16 protein-coding genes, 1 tRNA gene and 1 pseudogene are annotated in these 14,385 nt (G+C 35.0%); 9 read left to right on the top strand and 9 right to left on the bottom strand.

Translation table 11 applies throughout. The annotated features are described in order from the left end of the window. The first annotated feature begins 39 nt into the window (after positions 1-39). Positions 40-222, top strand: a complete 183-nt coding sequence (locus NITER_RS04125; protein ID WP_084275742.1) for a hypothetical protein — start codon at positions 40-42, stop codon at positions 220-222. Next, positions 222-347 (top strand): hypothetical protein, encoded by a 126-nt coding sequence (locus NITER_RS04120; protein ID WP_269457000.1) that lies wholly within the window; start codon positions 222-224, stop codon positions 345-347. Before NITER_RS04125 ends, NITER_RS04120 begins: the two co-directional genes overlap by 1 nt. Positions 348-550: 203 nt before the next feature. On the opposite strand, the pseudogene NITER_RS04115 reads toward NITER_RS04120, so the two are convergent. From NITER_RS04115 to NITER_RS04080, 9 genes and pseudogenes are all read right to left on the bottom strand, one after another. Further along, positions 551-757, bottom strand: a pseudogene (locus NITER_RS04115) (IS256 family transposase); the annotation flags it as partial. Positions 758-776: 19 nt separating this feature from the next. Next, positions 777-872 carry an integrase core domain-containing protein gene (locus NITER_RS10235; protein ID WP_084276591.1) on the bottom strand — a complete coding sequence of 32 codons (96 nt, stop codon included), beginning with the start codon at positions 870-872 and terminating at the stop codon, positions 777-779. 77 nt (positions 873-949) lie between these two features. Beyond that, positions 950-2,164, bottom strand: a complete 1,215-nt coding sequence (locus NITER_RS04110) for an IS256 family transposase (protein WP_084275743.1) — start codon at positions 2,162-2,164, stop codon at positions 950-952. A gap of 324 nt (positions 2,165-2,488) precedes the next feature. Beyond that, positions 2,489-2,731: an ATP-binding protein gene (locus NITER_RS04105; protein ID WP_084275744.1), complete on the bottom strand. Its 243-nt coding sequence runs from the start codon at positions 2,729-2,731 to the stop codon at positions 2,489-2,491. 98 nt (positions 2,732-2,829) lie between these two features. After that, positions 2,830-4,188, bottom strand: coding sequence for a UDP-glucose dehydrogenase family protein (locus NITER_RS04100; protein ID WP_084275745.1), 1,359 nt, complete (start codon positions 4,186-4,188; stop codon positions 2,830-2,832). Then, complete coding sequence (locus NITER_RS04095) at positions 4,185-5,735, bottom strand: Wzz/FepE/Etk N-terminal domain-containing protein (protein ID WP_281848035.1); 1,551 nt, start codon at positions 5,733-5,735, stop codon at positions 4,185-4,187. Before NITER_RS04095 ends, NITER_RS04100 begins: the two co-directional genes overlap by 4 nt. Positions 5,736-5,873: 138 nt before the next feature. Further along, positions 5,874-6,173, bottom strand: coding sequence for a hypothetical protein (locus tag NITER_RS04090; RefSeq protein WP_084275747.1), 300 nt, complete (start codon positions 6,171-6,173; stop codon positions 5,874-5,876). Between the two features lie 203 nt (positions 6,174-6,376). Then, positions 6,377-6,453: transfer RNA gene (locus tag NITER_RS04085), tRNA-Ile, on the bottom strand. 39 nt (positions 6,454-6,492) lie between these two features. Continuing rightward, positions 6,493-7,596 (bottom strand): FtsW/RodA/SpoVE family cell cycle protein, encoded by a 1,104-nt coding sequence (locus NITER_RS04080; protein WP_084275748.1) that lies wholly within the window; start codon positions 7,594-7,596, stop codon positions 6,493-6,495. Positions 7,597-7,634: 38 nt separating this feature from the next. Between NITER_RS04080 and NITER_RS04075 the strand changes: the two genes are divergently transcribed. From NITER_RS04075 to pyrH, 7 genes are all read left to right on the top strand, one after another. Then, entirely contained in the window at positions 7,635-8,627 is a 993-nt protein-coding gene (locus NITER_RS04075; protein WP_084275749.1) for an RluA family pseudouridine synthase, read from the top strand. After that, positions 8,548-9,780, top strand: coding sequence for a fibronectin type III domain-containing protein (locus NITER_RS04070; protein ID WP_084275750.1), 1,233 nt, complete (start codon positions 8,548-8,550; stop codon positions 9,778-9,780). Before NITER_RS04075 ends, NITER_RS04070 begins: the two co-directional genes overlap by 80 nt. Beyond that, positions 9,780-10,955, top strand: a complete 1,176-nt coding sequence (gene trmB, locus NITER_RS04065) for a tRNA (guanosine(46)-N7)-methyltransferase TrmB (RefSeq protein ID WP_084275751.1) — start codon at positions 9,780-9,782, stop codon at positions 10,953-10,955. Before NITER_RS04070 ends, trmB begins: the two co-directional genes overlap by 1 nt. Further along, positions 10,948-11,622, top strand: a complete 675-nt coding sequence (locus NITER_RS04060) for a cell division ATP-binding protein FtsE (protein WP_084275752.1) — start codon at positions 10,948-10,950, stop codon at positions 11,620-11,622. Before trmB ends, NITER_RS04060 begins: the two co-directional genes overlap by 8 nt. Then, positions 11,609-12,421 carry a hypothetical protein gene (locus tag NITER_RS04055; protein WP_084275753.1) on the top strand — a complete coding sequence of 271 codons (813 nt, stop codon included), beginning with the start codon at positions 11,609-11,611 and terminating at the stop codon, positions 12,419-12,421. The genes NITER_RS04060 and NITER_RS04055 overlap by 14 nt, the downstream gene beginning before the upstream one ends. Next, positions 12,418-13,593, top strand: a complete 1,176-nt coding sequence (locus NITER_RS04050; protein ID WP_084275754.1) for a murein hydrolase activator EnvC family protein — start codon at positions 12,418-12,420, stop codon at positions 13,591-13,593. Before NITER_RS04055 ends, NITER_RS04050 begins: the two co-directional genes overlap by 4 nt. Positions 13,594-13,657: 64 nt before the next feature. After that, complete coding sequence (gene pyrH, locus NITER_RS04045) at positions 13,658-14,383, top strand: UMP kinase (protein ID WP_084275755.1); 726 nt, start codon at positions 13,658-13,660, stop codon at positions 14,381-14,383. Positions 14,384-14,385 lie beyond the last annotated feature (2 nt).

The following is a 14,385-nucleotide window of genomic DNA, read 5'->3' as shown; positions in this document are numbered from 1 at the left end:
GATTTGAAGATTGTTTTAAATTTTATATGGTTTAATATTATGATAAAAGGCAACGAAGATGAGCTTAGAAGTGTACTTGGAACAGATACAAAAAAGAGCCTCTCAGGAAAAAAGATCCCCGATAAACTTGCAAATAAACAAAAGCTCGATGAGATAGAGATACGTGCTGCAAAGAATAGTTTCCAAGTCCTCATTGACATGCTTATTGGAAAATCGAAATAATGCTCAAATATTTCAACTGTCTGGTAGTACCTACAAGAAGTAAAGATGCGGTATCTATCCTCTACGAGGCAGGAGCTATAATGGACGAAGAGTATCGCACATTCAATGCCGCAATAGGATTTTGAAATGTATTGATCCATGATTATCTGGAATTTAACGAAGATATATTATACAAATTGTTAAAAAGAAAAGAGTATGAATCAATGTATGATTCTTTACAAAAAGATATCGATTTTTCGGATGTGGTTATCAATAGACTTGAAAGATTTTTGTTGTAATAATTGAGACCGTTCATAATTTTGTGTCACCGATAGTGCACAAGATTATATCATAGCTCGAGAGCTTTCTCGAGTCTTCCTTCAAAAAATATAGCCAATTGAGAGAGAGTAAGACTCCAGTTCCTAATTGGCATTGTCCACTTTTTCTGAGCATTCTGAATGCCAAGATAGAGCAGCTTTAAAAGGCTGTTTTCATTGGGAAACGCTCCTTTGGTCTTAGTTAATTTTCGGAACTGTCGATGGACTGATTGTAATGACCCCTTCCTTCTTGCACACCTAAGCTACTAAACGAAACACTTCTGCAGGCGTTTTGTACTGCAGCGCTGAATGCTTTCGTTTTTGATTGTAAAAATTGATCCATTCTCCAATAATTTTATTAGCCTGATACTGTCAATATTTGTTCGCAATTTCCTTCCCAGTGAAATTGTTTTGTGATAACTTTAAGTTATTCAAGCAGCTTTTTGAAGCTGCACCTTGTGAATTTCCATAATCTGCTGAAGCTTGTCAGGTTGAATATAACATCTATCCACTTCCCAGTCCTCAGTATATTCCATCAGATATGTGGCAATGAGTCTAAGATAGGATTCTCTTGATGGAAATATGGAGACAACTTTAGATCTTCTTCTGACTTCCTTGTTTATCCTCTCAAGTACATTGGTCGAACTAATTCTCCTTTTATCAATTTGTGGAAAGTGATAAAACTGCAAAGAATCCTCCAAACTATTTTGAAGTGTTTCAATTGCTTCGGGAAACTTTTTACCAAATTCCTCAATAATCATCTGTGCAATTACCTGTGCATCTTTTTTATTCTCTTGCAGCCAAACAGTTTTTAGTTTTGCTGCAAATTTCTCTTTTGCTTTGTGGGGAACATGTGCCAGGATATTACGCATAAAATGGACTTTACACCGTTGCCATGATGCACCAAGAAATGTTTCTTTGAAAGCTTTTTGAATGCCTAAATGTGCATCACTGATAAGCAATGCTATTTTTTGTAATCCTCTTGCTTGAAGCTTGATAAAAAAGTTTTTCCAGCTTTCTACGCTTTCATTGATAAAAGGCTCTATTGCCAATATTTCTCTTTTTCCTTCTAAATTTACACCATAAGCTATCATAATAGCAGTAGAAACAACTTTACCTTCATAATCTCTCACTTTCTCATATAATGCATCCACCCATACGAATGGATACTCCTTTTGGAGTGGACGATTACGAAACTCTTTAACTTGCTCATCAAGCCCTTTATTAATTTGTGATACTTGGGATGCACTGATATTCTCAATACCTAATTCTTTTGCCAAACGCTCTATTTTTCTTGTTGAAACTCCATTCACATACGCCTCTTTTACCATTGCAATTAAAGCCTGTTCACTTCTTTTTCTCTCTGTAATGAAAAAGGGAACATAGCCTCCTTTTCTGATCTTTGGAACCATCAAATACACAGTGCCAAGTCTTGTATCAAATCTTCTTGGTCTATAACCGCTAAAATAGCTCTTTCTCTCACTCTTATGTTCTCCCTTTTTAGCTCCAACTTTCATCTCGGACTCTATTTGCATCAGCTGCTCCATCATCCATTTTAGCATTGCAAGTAGTGGATCATCCTCAACTATAAACTGTGTCATTATCTCTTTAAATATTTTTAATTCTTTTTTGCTATTATTGCTCATGGATAGGCTTCCTCCTGTTTGTTTGATTCTCACTGGGAAGTCTATCCAACTCTCTTCTCTCTTTTCAATTCTTGAAATCTTGAAATCTTGAAAAGTCCCTAAAGAGTCTTCAAGCTAAATTGCGAACTTTAGTGTACACTATTGATTGAACCACAAATTATCAGATGCATATGGGCTTTTTCTTTATTGAAATCCCATATTTTTTGTAAGGAAGAAAAAATCGAAGGATTTATCTTATAAAACTCTTGAAATTCATCAATAATGAGTGTAACGGGTTGGTTTTTGCTGAGGGTTATGATATAGTTGAAAAGATCTTCAAATCTTTCAAAACGTCCAAAAATATCTATGCCTAAATTTTTTCAATTCTTCTACAAATTCTTCACATAAAAGCTTTTCATCTTTTCTTGAAATAAAAAAATAATGAGATTTCTCATTAACTTTCAATGCAAGAGAAGTTTTTCCTATCCTTCTTCTTCCGATAATGAGTGAGAGAACTGATCTTTTATCCTTGAGGGAGTCCGCTCTTTTTAATAATGACAACTCTATTTCTCTATCGTAAAATTTCATAGCAATAATCTATGTTGTAATAACTCATGTGATTATAACATAGTAAACAAAAATTATGCACAACATCTCACGATAAACCGTGTCATCTCGAATTGAAGCTATTTGACCCCGATTTGATAGTACTCAAATCCTATCCCTTGGAGTTTCTCTTTATTGTATTGGTTACGGCCATCGAAAATAATTGGATTTTTAAGCCGTTTTTGCATCTCATAAAAGTCTGGACTACGGAATTCTTTCCATTCAGTAACGAGTATCATTGCATCTGCATCGTTAAGGGCATCATATTTGTTATCAAAATACTCTATATTTTTTATATTTTTAAGCCAAAAGTTTTTTGCTTCTTCCATCGCTTTTGGATCATAAGCTTTTATCTTAGCACCTCTATCAGTGAGAGCTTTGATAATAGTAATAGATGGAGCTTCTCGCATATCATCAGTTTCTGGTTTAAAGCTAAGCCCCCAGACAGCAAATCTTTTTCCTTGCAGATTTTCACCAAAGCGATTGAGTATTTTGCTTAAGAAGTACTCTCTTTGGGTTCTGTTTACCTCTTCTACGGCTTTGACTATTTTTGGCTCTACTCCAGCATCAAGTGCAATTTTCTCCAAAGCTTTTACATCTTTTGGAAAACAGCTGCCACCATAGCCTACCCCAGGATAGATAAAACTATATCCGATACGCCTGTCACTTCCTATACCAACGCGCACCTTATTAATATCAGCTCCAACAGCTTCTGCGATACGTGCCATCTCGTTCATGAAGCTGATTTTTGTGGCGAGCATTGCATTTGCTGCGTATTTGGTAAGCTCTGCACTTCTAATATCCATTCCAATGAAGCGCTCATGAGAGTGGGTAAAAGGAGCATAGAGCTCTTTGAGTTTTTCCATGCTTTTGGGATTATCCGCACCAATAACTACGCGATCTGGCTTCATAAAGTCATTGACAGCATCTCCTTCTTTTAAAAACTCTGGGTTACTCACTACATCAAACTCCATAAGCTCATTGAACTTTTCTTGAGAGATTTCACCGCTTTCTAGCCGTTTTTGCAGCTCTTGCTGTATTGTAGCTCGTACTTTATCGGCAGTGCCAACGGGAACTGTAGATTTATCTACTACTATGAGAGGATGTGTCATATAGCGGCCAATATCTTTTGCAACCGCTAATACATACTGCAAATCAGCACTTCCATCTTCGCCTTGTGGAGTGCCAACTGCAATAAAAACTATCTCACTTTTATTAAGAGCTTCTTTTATGTCAGTGCTAAAGTGGAGGGTGCCAATTTTAAAGTTCTCTTTGACAATCTCTTCAAGTCCTGGCTCGTAAATTGGAATAATTCCTTTTTTTAGCTTATCAATCTTTTGCTCATCGATATCTACACATATGACATTATTACCCATCTGTGCCATACATGCACCTGTAACAAGTCCAACATAGCCAGTACCTATAATTGCTAGATTCATTCAGTTTCCTTTTTTGGTTCACTTTTTAAAAACTCAAGAAAAAAGACTAAAAATACTCCAAGTATTAGACCTGTAACAAGAGCGACTACCAAGATGAGTTTTTTCTTTGGTTTTGCAGGTTTGTCAAAGGTTTGGATATCACCTACAAATTTGCTAGGAGAGATATAGGCTTCAGTAAGTTTGTATCGCAATGATCCAATACTGTCTTGCAATTTTGGAATCTCAATTTTGAGAATTTTTTCTTTTTGTCTTTGGAGATTTGGAATTGTTTCTTTGAGAATTTTTTCTTTTTGTCTTTGGAGATTTGGAATTGTTTCTTTGAGAATTTTTTCTTTTTGTCTTTGGAGATTTGGAATTGTTTCTTTGAGAATTTTTTCTTTTTGTCTTTGGAGATTTGGAATTGTTTCTTTGAGAATTTTTTCTTTTTGTCTTTGGAGATTTGGAATTGTTTCTTTGAGAATTTTTTCTTTTTGTCTTTGGAGATTTGGAATTGTTTCTTTGAGAATTTTTTCTTTTTGTAGATGAAGATCGTTGATTTTTAGCTGTCTTGAGTAGATCATGTTTTGATAGTTGGATACTTGAACAAGAGTAAGGGCTATAAAAGCTTTATCTTTAGCTTTTTGGATACTCTTTTGCAAGTTTTGGATGTTTTTTTCAAATTTTTCTATCTGTTTTTGAGTAATTTGGATTTTCTTTTCAATATTTGGAATTATCTCTTTTTGATAAAGAGTAATTTTGTCATTAATCTGTGCTAAATTTTGTGTGTTAACTAGATTGATTTGGTCATCTATTTTTTTGATATCGACAGTTTTAATGAGATTGATTTTATCATCGATTTTTTTAATATCTTGTGTTTTTAAAAGATTGATTTGGTCATCTATTTTTTTGATATCGACAGTTTTAATAAGATTGATTTTATCATCGATTTTTTTAATATCTTGTGTTTTTAAAAGATTGATTTGGTCATCTATTTTTTTGATATCGTGTGTTTTAACCAGATTTATTTGGTCATCTATTTTTTTGATATCGACAATTTTAAGTTTATCAATATCTCTTTGCGTTTTGTCTATTTCGGCTTGAATATCTTGTTTAAAGTGCTCTATTTTGAGTTTCTCATCTTTTCTGACATACTTCAAAACTTCATTGATTTTATTTACTGCTTTTTCATTAGAGATGCCATAAGCTGTGATGTCTATGAGTTTATCTACTTTTTTTACAGGATTGACACTTTCTATGAAAGCTTCTTTATCTATTTTTTTTTGCAAAGGAGAATCTACATAAAAAACTGTTTTTATCTTTTGGGCAACAATATTTGCTTTTTCGATTGGTTTATCACCGATGTAGCCTATCTGCATAACTGTTTTTGCTTGATAAAGTGGAGTTTTTATAAAGATATAGACAAGAGCAAGGAGAAAAACTGCTGCAGTTACTTTATAAATTGTTTTTCTATTTTTTTTGATTGTTTCCCATAACTGCCAAAGATCTATCTCATCCTCTTCGGTGGGACAGTTTTGTACAATAAGTTGTACTGGTTGTTTCTCTTCCATTAAAATCCCTTGAAATTTTTTGAAGCTATAATAGCTAAATGAAAATTAAAGTGAGGTTAGAAAAATAAAAGAATAAACTTGATATCAATGAAGAATTGAGAAATTAGAAGGCTCCGATATCTAAGTCTTCTAATGAAGTTATTTTGCCTTTGTGTTTTTGTTTTGAATTTTTTTTCTGTTTTGATTCTTTGTTTTTTTCATCTTTTTTGTTCTTTTGACCAGTGGATATTTCTTCTCACACTCTTTGATTTCTTTACGTATTTTTGCATCTTTAATACATTTGATTCGCTTTTCAATAGTTTCTTTTTTTGCTTCGAGCTTTTTAATTTTTGCTGCTTTAATTTTACTAAAGTCTTTAGTTTTTGCACTGTTTTGCTTTGCAACCGAGCTAGTCCCAAGAAGACCCAATGTAATTATTATCGCCAATACTCTTTTCATGCTACCTCCTAAAATTAGATGCCAATAGGCAAAAGAGATTATACATAAAATTTTTTAAATAATATCACTTTGTAGAATATAACAAAGCTAAATATAGAACTGTAGAAGAATTTTCTATCCACTATAGAAGATGAGCTTTAGTTTTTAGTTTATGGTACTTGGTAGGGCTTGAAGTTGGAGCCAACAGATTTTTTCAGAATGCTTGGTGGGCTCGGCAGGACTCGAACCTGCGACCAACCGGTTATGAGCCGGTTGCTCTAACCAACTGAGCTACGAGCCCATTCTGTGAAAAGAGGTTTTGTAAGCTGTACTCACACCCTCAAATATGTGTGGAATTATACAGAAATCTATAGCGAAATGCAAGAAGATGCTCGAGCAATCCAAAGAGTATCATAAAATTGACAAAACTGCTTCCTCCATAGCTAAAAAGGGGCAGGGGAACACCAACTACAGGAGCGAGACCTATTGTCATAGCAATATTGATACTCATATATGTAAAAATCAAAAAAGATATGCTGAGCGCCACTACTTGCGTAAAGAAATCTCCTTTGAGTTTGAAATAGATAGAAAAAAGATGGAGTATGAGAAGAGCATAGAGTAATACAAGTGCTACTGCTCCGAAAAATCCAAAGCGCTCTACATAGTATGCGAAGATAAAATCACTCGTTGCAATTGGTAGAAAACGCAGTTTGGTCTGTGTCGCTTCTTCTGTAGGCTTTCCACTCAGACCTCCAGAACCGATGGCAATGATAGATTGTTGGACATGGTAGCTTGGTTTTTCACTCAAAAAGTCTTGAATCCGCCGCTTTTGATAATCGTGGAGGAGGTATTTGTATGAAAGTGGAGCAAGAAGGGAGGCAAGGACTGCTAGAGTAGCCCATATTTTCCAATTAACTCCTACTACAAAGAGCACTCCATAACCTATAATCAGCAGTATCATTGCTGTCCCGAGATCTGGCTCTTTTGCAATAAGTATAAATGGTAAGAGAATATAAAATGATATTTTTAAAAAATCTCTCCACCCATATCCCTCTTTCGGAGGCGGATTGTTTTGAATTATGTAGGCTAGCATAAGAATGAAGGCGGGTTTGAAAATCTCTGATGGCTGGATAGTAAAGTGGGTAAAAGGTATTGCAAGCCATCTTTTTGCACCCAGTTTGCTCACTCCAAAAATATCTACGCTCAAAAGAAGCAAGATATTAAACCAGTAAATAGCTGGGATAAGCCATCGATATTCTCGTAAAGGAAGCAAAAATGCCACAAAAAAGGCGATAAATCCAACAATATAGTATACAATCTGCTTTTTAGCAAGAAGCGTATTGACATCTGCTATAAGATAATTAGAGAGAAGCATAAGTGGAAGAATCAAAAAGAGTAGAACAAAATCAAAATGTGTTAATATTCTTCTATCAATCCAAAACATAGCTTTTTTGCTAAATTATACACTGAAGAGGTTTAATATTGGATGAATTACATTTTAAAGCACAGCAAAAAGAGAGACTTGACAAGTTTTTGACACAAGAACTACAAAAAAGCCGTAATCAGATTGAGCAGCTTATAAAAGGCGGTTTTGTTACTGTTGCCAATCAAAAGATCACTAAACCCGGATACAAACTCAAAGAAGGTGACGAGATAGTTGTCAATCTACCCAAGCCTCGACAAAGTCAAAGGTGTGATGTAGATTTTGAAGTAGATATTGTATATGAAGATGAAGATATTTTAGTAGTAAACAAGCCTAGTGGCATTGTTGTACATCCTGCACCAAGTGTCAAAGAGGCTACACTTGTAGATTGGCTAAAATCAAAAGGTATACGTCTTTCAACCCTTAGTGGAGAAGAGCGTCACGGTATAGTACACAGAATCGATAAAGAGACAAGTGGATTACTGGTAGTTGCCAAAAACGATCAGGCCCATCTGGCGTTATCGCAGCAGCTGCAAGACAAATCGATGGGACGATACTATCTTGCTATTATTGAGCCTCCGCTTAAAGAAAATATCATAGTTGACAAACCAATTGGGAGAAACCCAAAAAATCGTCTCAAAATGACGATAATAAATAGTGGAAGAGTCGCTCGGTCTGCATTTGTAAAGATATTGCAGAGCAAAAATGGTGTTTATGAGCTTATTGGAGCGAAGCTTTTTACTGGACGCACGCATCAGATACGCGTGCATCTAGCTTCGCTGCAAAGGCATATATTAGGGGATAGTTTATATGGCTTTAAGAGCAAAAAAGCTACTATTCCAAGAGTATTTTTACATGCGTATGTTCTGTATTTACGCCATCCTAAAAGCAATAAAGAGATGCGTTTTGTAGCTCCTTTACCAGATGATATGCAGCAGTTTTTGCAAAAAAATTTTGAAATGGAGAATGTATATGAAAAGATTATTCCAGATACTTTTGATAAGCTCTTTGATTTTTCTAGCGGGTTGTGGATTACAGCCAAAACCAGCTAAACCAAAAGTAGATCTCTCATTGCCAACTGTACAGACTATTCGTACTATTAGTGATATTACGAGTGTGGCATTGGAGTGGACTCCTCTTTATAGTGAAAAAGTAGAAGGCTACTACCTCTATCGTGCTCAAGAGGGGAAAAAGCTTCAACGTATTGCTACAATAGAGGATAGATATAGTTCTCACTATATCGATAAAGATCTTAAACCAGACACTCTATATATTTACGCCATGAGTATTTTTACAAGAAATGGCGTAGAATCGCGTCCTAGTAAACCTGTACGTGTGCGCACACTCCCAATTCCAGAATCAGTCCCATTTATTGATGCAATTGATCACTTACCAAGGGAGATAAAGATTATTTGGCGTCCTCACCCTTATCAAAGAGTTGAGTGGTATATTATTGAAAGAAGCGAGCCTAGAAGTGATAAATGGAAAGAGATTGCTACTATCAAAGGAAGACTCAAAGCTGAATACATCGATAAAGGGCTAAAAGATAATAAAACCTACTATTATCGTATCAAAGTAAAAACATGTGATGGTATCGTTTCTAAGCCAAGCAAAGTCGTGCAAGCATCAACGAAACCAAGGCCTAAAATTGTACAAGGCTTGCAAGCTTCACAAAATCTCCCTAGAAAAATCGTTCTCCACTGGCAGCCAAATAGTGAGCCTGATATCGATCACTACAATATATATAGGAGTTTTTTTGAGTTAGGTCCATATCTGAAAATTGCTAAAGCCAAAAAAACTGAATATACCGATCTCATCAAAAAAGATGGAGCAAAATATTACTATAAAGTCACTGCCATAGATAAAGATGGATTAGAAAGCTTTAAACAAGATGTCCCTGTTGTTGGAAAGACTTTAAGTAAGCCTCTTCCTCCAGTTATTTTAAATTACAAAGTAGAAGGTAAAACATTTTTTGTAACATGGCAGTCACCAGATAAGAGGGCTGAGAGTTTTATTATCAAAAAGACAGAAAAGTTAGGCTTCATGAATAGTAATGAGTATATTTTTAAAAATATAAAAAGTACAAGTTTCAGTGATGCTGGCCTGAAGCCGGGAGCAAAATATAAGTATGAGATTATAGCAGTAGACAAATTTGGAATAGTTTCTGAACCAAGCAAAACTATAGAGTTTACAATAGAGAAGTAATGCCACATATAGTTGTAAAGAGTTACAAAGAGTTCACTTCACCAGTAAAATCGGATGGGTATGAATTTTTATGGTTTGCAAAAGAGTTTAAAAACGCAAAGGATACTCTTGTAGCAGTACGATTTGAAGAGCATCAGTTTCTTTTGGCAATCAAGCCAAAAGATGAGCACTATATCATCAAAGGCGATAAGATTACACGTATTGCTCCTACATATATCCTCAAAGGAGCATTAAAACACTTTTGTGAGTTGGCTGATTGCGAAATTTTGTATGACAATCTCTCTTCTATCAAGCCAATCCATGTTGATAAGGCAAAAAGCTTTTTGAAAGAGATTGACTACTTTATTGAGCACTTTCCAACCAAAAAAGAGGTGTGGATTGAGATTGGATTTGGAAGTGGGCGGCATCTACTCTATCAAGCCAAGAATAACCCCGATATTCAGTTTATTGGTATAGAAATTCACAAGCCATCCATTGAGCAGCTTCTTAAGCAAATTGCTTTGCAAGATATTCATAATCTTTTGGTTATTGATTATGATGCAAGGCTTTTTTTGGAGTTTGTACCATCAAATATAGTAGGAAAAATATTTGTTCATTTTCCAGTTCCTTGGGATAAGAAGCCTCATAGGCGGGTGATATCTAAAAAATTTATTCAAGAGGCAGAGCGTGCTTTAAAACCTGACGGCGTTTTGGAACTACGTACTGATAGCAGAGCTTACTTTGACTATGCGCTTGAGCTCTTTTTAGAAAGAGAAAAATCCAAACTAGAAGTAACAAAAAATATAGAGCCACCAGTAAGTAGTAAATATGAGGATAGATGGGTGCGACTTGGCAAAGATATTTACGACATTCGCATGTATGCACTGCAAGAATCACCCCCATTAGAGCTCAATTTTGATTTTACTTTTTCAAAAATCTCATCTTTAGAACGATTTATTAAAAACTTTGATATAAAACCAAAAGTTTTTGATGACTATTTTGTCCATTTTGAAAAGCTCTATATGATTGAAGATGGTAAATTTTTAGCTGAAGTTTCCTTTGGAAGTTTTGATAGACCGACACATCTATACTTGATTTTAAGTGAAGGTTCGGCACAATACTATCCAAAAAAGCCCATTGCTTCACAGGCAAATATTAAAGCACATAAAAAAATAGAAGAGTTTCTCAATGTCTAAAAATGTTATTGTCGCTAAAGATCTCTATCTTGAATATAAAAAAGATACTCCCATTATAAAAGATTCAACATTTTCTATCAAAAGTGGTAGTTTTGTATTTATTACAGGTCCAAGTGGAAGTGGGAAGAGTACACTTCTTAAATCTTTTTATGGTGAACTTAAGCCAAAGCAAGGAATATTACAAATCGGTGGAGTCTCTCTCAATGACATAAGCACTTCAAAGCTTGCTTTTTTGCGCAAATATCTCGGCATTATTTTTCAAGACTATAAGCTGATTGAAGAGTGGACAGTGAAAAAAAATGTTATGCTTCCACTTTTGATTGCTGGATATAGTAAAAATGTATGTGAAGCCCAGACTGCGAGACTTTTAAGACATGTGCATCTTACTGGTAAAGAGAACTACTATCCACCAGAGCTTAGTGGTGGGGAGCAGCAAAGAGTTGCGATGGCAAGAGCTCTGGCGCATAATCCTGTGATTATCTTAGCAGATGAGCCCACAGGCAATCTTGATGAGTACTCTTCTCGTGTAATTTGGGGACTTTTGGAGAGTGCTAATGAGCAACTTGGTACAACAGTGGTTGTGGTGACACACTCAATTCCAACTAGTTTGAAAGTGCCTTTTAAACATTTTTATATAGAAGATGGAAAAGTCTATGAGATCTCTTAAAAACCATATATCCCTTATAATTCCACTCTTTGCAATACTTTTTGCAGTAGAGTTCTATTTCATTATAGATAAAATCATTATCAATTATGAAAACAATCTCAATAAAGACTATTCCATTGTGGTGGTTGCAAAGAAGAAGTTGACACTGCAAGAGATTCGTGTACATATCCCAGATATTCAAAAAATCCAGCCAATAGATAGTACGCTGTTTCTCAAAAGACTGCAAACAAATGGGATAGAGTTAGATACAAAAGAGCTCAAAAATTTCTTGCCAAATTTTTACAAAATCTATCTCTCATCATTTCCTTCAACACAAAAACTTCGTGAAATCAAAAAGCGATTGCTGCAAATTGATGGGATTACACGGGTAGAGACCTTTACAAAGGTACATGAGAAGATCTATAAATTCTTGATCTTTTTGAAAAACATCTCCAAACTCTTTTTAGGAATTATATTTATAACTAGTATTATGCTCGTATTTAAGCAAATTGAGATCTGGAATCTGGAGCATAGCGAGAGAATGTATATTATGGCGCTTTTTGGTGCTCCGCTTTGGATGCGTAACGCTATTCTTATTAAACTCTCTTTTATTGATACATTGATAAGTACACTGCTTGTTTTTGGTATCTACTACTATTTTCTCTCTACAAATTACCTTAAAGAGCTACTGGGTGTGGAGAATATTTCCATTGGTATTAATGATCTTGTGCAAGATATGGCTTGGCTCTTTGGACTGGGCGTAGTTATATCGATATTTAATGTTCTTATTGTATCTGCAAGGAAGCAAAAGCTCACATGAGAATAGTAGTTACCTTCATAATAACCATAGTTTTTAGTCTTGGTGCCACAATTGATACAAAGATTAAGAGTTCCCGTCAAGCATTGCATAAAACTACTTCGCAGATAAAAGGGTTGAATGTTCGTTTAGCAAAGCTTGCAAAGAGTATTACGAGATTGCAAAAGGATTTATCCAGTATCGACAAAAAGCTTCTTCAAATTGAGACCCTTTTAAAAGATGCTCAGAAGCAATATAGCCAAAAACTGACTGAGTATAATCTCACGAAAAATGATATTGAAAAACTTACCCTCAAAGAAAAAACACTCAAGCAGCAACTTGTGCTATTGATCACACAATCATTTTCTAAATCTTTGCTTCTTACTTCCTTGCAAAATCCAACGGAAGAGGATGTTATAAAAGAAGAGATCCTCAAAGCTATACAAAAAAGTGCAGATATGCACCTCAAGCAAGTGAGTCAAGCTTATCAAGATACAAAAAGCAAACTGACACAAAACCAAACAAAACTTGCAAAATTGGAAAAAGAGATAGCCGAGTTATTGCGCAACAAAGAGGAACTCAAACGTTTAAAAAGTGAAAAATCGAAAAAACTTGCAAAGCTAGATGAGCAAAAGAGACGGTATAATGAAGAGATAAAAAAATTGATAGAGCAGCGAAAATCTCTTCAAAAGACACTGAGAAAACTGAGTATTCTAAAAGAATCTGCGAAAAAATCAACAGCTTTTGCTAAAGTCAAAGTCAAAAAATATGGAGAGAAGAGTTACAAAAAAATTCGTACAGTGCGCTATCGTGGACCAAAAACAATACCTCCTTTGGAAAAATTTATTATTATAAAGCGTTATGGTGTGTATCGAGATCCTATCTACAATATCGATATACCTAATGAAAATGTAGAACTCAAACCTATCATGCCAAATGCAAAAGTGCGTAACGTTCTTAATGGTCGTGTTATACTCGCTAAATGGACACCGCATCTTAAAAATGTAGTCATTGTTAAGCATAAAAATGGTCTCTATACTATCTATGCATATCTTGACAAACTTGCACCTTATGTTAAAAAGGGGCGCAAGTTAAAACGTGGCTATACAATAGGACGCGTAAACAATAAACTTATCTTTGAAGTAACCAAAAATAATGCCCACATCAATCCCCTTGAACTTATAAGAATTAATTGAGAGTTTTAGGGCTTTATTATCTATTTTTAGATAAAATTGGCAAACTTTCATAAAGAGGATTGGAATGGCAAAAAGAGTTCTTATCAAATTTTCTGGTGAAGCTTTGGCAAATGAAGATGGGCATGGAATAGATAGTAAAACGCTCAAATATATAGCTTCTGAAATAAAGCCTCTTGTGGATAATGGAGTAGAAGTAGGTCTCGTTGTTGGGGGAGGTAATATTATTCGTGGTGTTAACGCATCTAAAGAGGGGATAATCAAACGATCTTCTGGTGATTATATGGGAATGCTGGCCACTGTAATCAATGCAGTAGCTATCCAAGAAGCGCTAGAGTATTTTGGTCTCAAGACGCGAGTACAGAGTGCTATTGATATGAAAGAGATTTGTGAGCCATTTATTGTAAGACGAGCAATTAGACACCTAGAAAAGGGGCGTATAGTTATATTTGCTGCTGGAACAGGTAATCCCTTTTTTACTACCGATACAGCAGCGACACTCAGAGCCGTAGAGATTGGTGCAGAGATGATCATAAAAGCTACAAAAGTTGATGGAGTGTTTGATAAGGATCCTCAAAAATTTAGTGATGCAAAAAAACTTCCTCGCCTCACTTATGATGAAGCTCTACAAGATAATATTAAGGTAATGGATGATACATCTATCGCTTTGGCGAAAGATAACAGCCTTCCTATCATTGTATGCAATATGTTTGAAGAGGGAAATCTCTACGACATTATTGTCAATGAAAATTTTGAAAAATGCTCAATAGTTACAGATAAAAAAGGAGAATAACT

It is taken from the genome of Nitratiruptor tergarcus DSM 16512, from assembly GCF_027946175.1.
In the GTDB taxonomy this organism is placed as follows: domain Bacteria; phylum Campylobacterota; class Campylobacteria; order Campylobacterales; family Nitratiruptoraceae; genus Nitratiruptor; species Nitratiruptor tergarcus.
Note: the sequence above shows the minus strand (reverse complement) of the source record. Positions and strands in the feature narration are given on the sequence as shown.

What these genes read in the sequence shown, in the direction of transcription:
- NITER_RS04125 (WP_084275742.1), top strand. Translation starts at nt 40, where the DNA reads ATGATAAAAGGCAACGAAGATGAGCTTAGAAGTGTACTTGGAACAGAT.
- NITER_RS04120 (WP_269457000.1), top strand. Translation starts at nt 222, where the DNA reads ATGCTCAAATATTTCAACTGTCTGGTAGTACCTACAAGAAGTAAAGAT.
- NITER_RS04110 (WP_084275743.1), bottom strand. Translation starts at nt 2,164, where the DNA reads ATGAGCAATAATAGCAAAAAAGAATTAAAAATATTTAAAGAGATAATG.
- NITER_RS04105 (WP_084275744.1), bottom strand. Translation starts at nt 2,731, where the DNA reads ATGAAATTTTACGATAGAGAAATAGAGTTGTCATTATTAAAAAGAGCG.
- NITER_RS04100 (WP_084275745.1), bottom strand. Translation starts at nt 4,188, where the DNA reads ATGAATCTAGCAATTATAGGTACTGGCTATGTTGGACTTGTTACAGGT.
- NITER_RS04095 (WP_281848035.1), bottom strand. Translation starts at nt 5,735, where the DNA reads ATGGAAGAGAAACAACCAGTACAACTTATTGTACAAAACTGTCCCACC.
- NITER_RS04090 (WP_084275747.1), bottom strand. Translation starts at nt 6,173, where the DNA reads ATGAAAAGAGTATTGGCGATAATAATTACATTGGGTCTTCTTGGGACT.
- NITER_RS04080 (WP_084275748.1), bottom strand. Translation starts at nt 7,596, where the DNA reads ATGTTTTGGATTGATAGAAGAATATTAACACATTTTGATTTTGTTCTA.
- NITER_RS04070 (WP_084275750.1), top strand. Translation starts at nt 8,548, where the DNA reads ATGAAAAGATTATTCCAGATACTTTTGATAAGCTCTTTGATTTTTCTA.
- trmB (WP_084275751.1), top strand. Translation starts at nt 9,780, where the DNA reads ATGCCACATATAGTTGTAAAGAGTTACAAAGAGTTCACTTCACCAGTA.
- NITER_RS04060 (WP_084275752.1), top strand. Translation starts at nt 10,948, where the DNA reads ATGTCTAAAAATGTTATTGTCGCTAAAGATCTCTATCTTGAATATAAA.
- NITER_RS04055 (WP_084275753.1), top strand. Translation starts at nt 11,609, where the DNA reads ATGAGATCTCTTAAAAACCATATATCCCTTATAATTCCACTCTTTGCA.
- NITER_RS04050 (WP_084275754.1), top strand. Translation starts at nt 12,418, where the DNA reads ATGAGAATAGTAGTTACCTTCATAATAACCATAGTTTTTAGTCTTGGT.
- pyrH (WP_084275755.1), top strand. Translation starts at nt 13,658, where the DNA reads ATGGCAAAAAGAGTTCTTATCAAATTTTCTGGTGAAGCTTTGGCAAAT.